This is a genomic window from Amycolatopsis sp. NPDC004772 (assembly GCF_053601215.1).
The window spans coordinates 1-1,121 of record NZ_JBSGBK010000185.1 but is presented as its reverse complement, the minus strand read 5'-3'; the positions used below and the strand labels follow the sequence as shown (position 1 = coordinate 1,121).

Genomic DNA, 1,121 nt, shown 5'->3' with positions numbered 1-1,121 from the left:
CCAGGCCCAGGGTGATCGAGCCGGGGCCGCAGCCCAGGTCGACCACCCACATGCCCGGCCGGACGGCGATGGTGGGCGGCCGGTTCGACGAGGCCGCGGCCGCCGCGATGCGGCGGGTGGAGATCGCTTACTAGCAGACGAGGAGGTACCGCCATGACCAGCAGCGACGAGACGCGCAACTTGCCACTCCCGCAGCCGCGCCGCCCGCGGGAGGGGCCGCACACCGGAGGCTCCTCGGCTGCCGGGGACCGGCTGCTCGCCCGGATCCGGGAGCTGCGCTACCTGGCCGACCGGGTGCTGGACGACCTCGTCGTCGGCCCGCACGGGCAGAACCTCACCGTCGCACAGGCCCAGGCCAAGGCCGAGCTGTACGACGAGCTGATCGAGCTGGAACAGGCGCAGGGCAGTCTGCGCCACCGCCGCGTCAACCGGCTCACCCGGGTGCTGACCCTGCTCACCGTCACCGTGGTCGACCTGCCGATCATGCTGTGGCTGGCCAGTTCGGTGTTCAACGTCGACTGGACGGCCCCGGTCGGGCTGCCCCTGCTCATCAGCGTGGTGATCTCGGTGCTGGCCACCGGGGGCGCCGCGACCGCGTTGCACCACCTGGGCCACAACCAGCGCCAGCACAAGAACCACCGCCGCCAGCTGGAGTGGAGCAAGCTGTCCACCGGCGCGAAGCTGAGCCTGCTCACCGTCGGGCTGCTGGTGGGCCTGATGGGTGTGGTGATGTTCGTCCGGGTCTCCACCGAGGGGCTGTTGTCCGGGATGAACGGGCTCGCGCTGCTGATGGCGGTGCTCGTCGCGCTCGTCATGGTCGTGTCGGCGACGCTGGTGTTCTGGACGGCCTTCCGCGACGGCTCCCTGGAGCAGGACGACCTGCGCCACTACAGCGAGTGCGTCCGGCCGCACCTGACCGCCCAGCGCGAGTACGAGGACCAGGCCTACGAGCTGGGCTGCCAGTACGACCTGCTGCGCCGCCGCGCCGAACGCGAGGACGCGATCGGCGCGCCGGCCGAGTGAGCGGTCGTGAGTGGTAAAGCGGGTTTTTTAAAAAAGAAAAAAAAAAAAACAAAAAAAAAACAAGAAAAAAATAGAAAGTGAAAACAACCAAGAAAAGA

1 protein-coding gene is annotated in these 1,121 nt (G+C 67.7%); it reads left to right on the top strand.

Annotation, left to right across the window (positions count from 1 at the left end; all coding sequences use genetic code 11):
• Window positions 1-153: 153 nt before the first annotated feature.
• Window positions 154-1,023, top strand: coding sequence for a hypothetical protein (locus ACWEF6_RS42900; RefSeq protein ID WP_449688193.1), 870 nt, complete (start codon window positions 154-156; stop codon window positions 1,021-1,023).
• Window positions 1,024-1,121 lie beyond the last annotated feature (98 nt).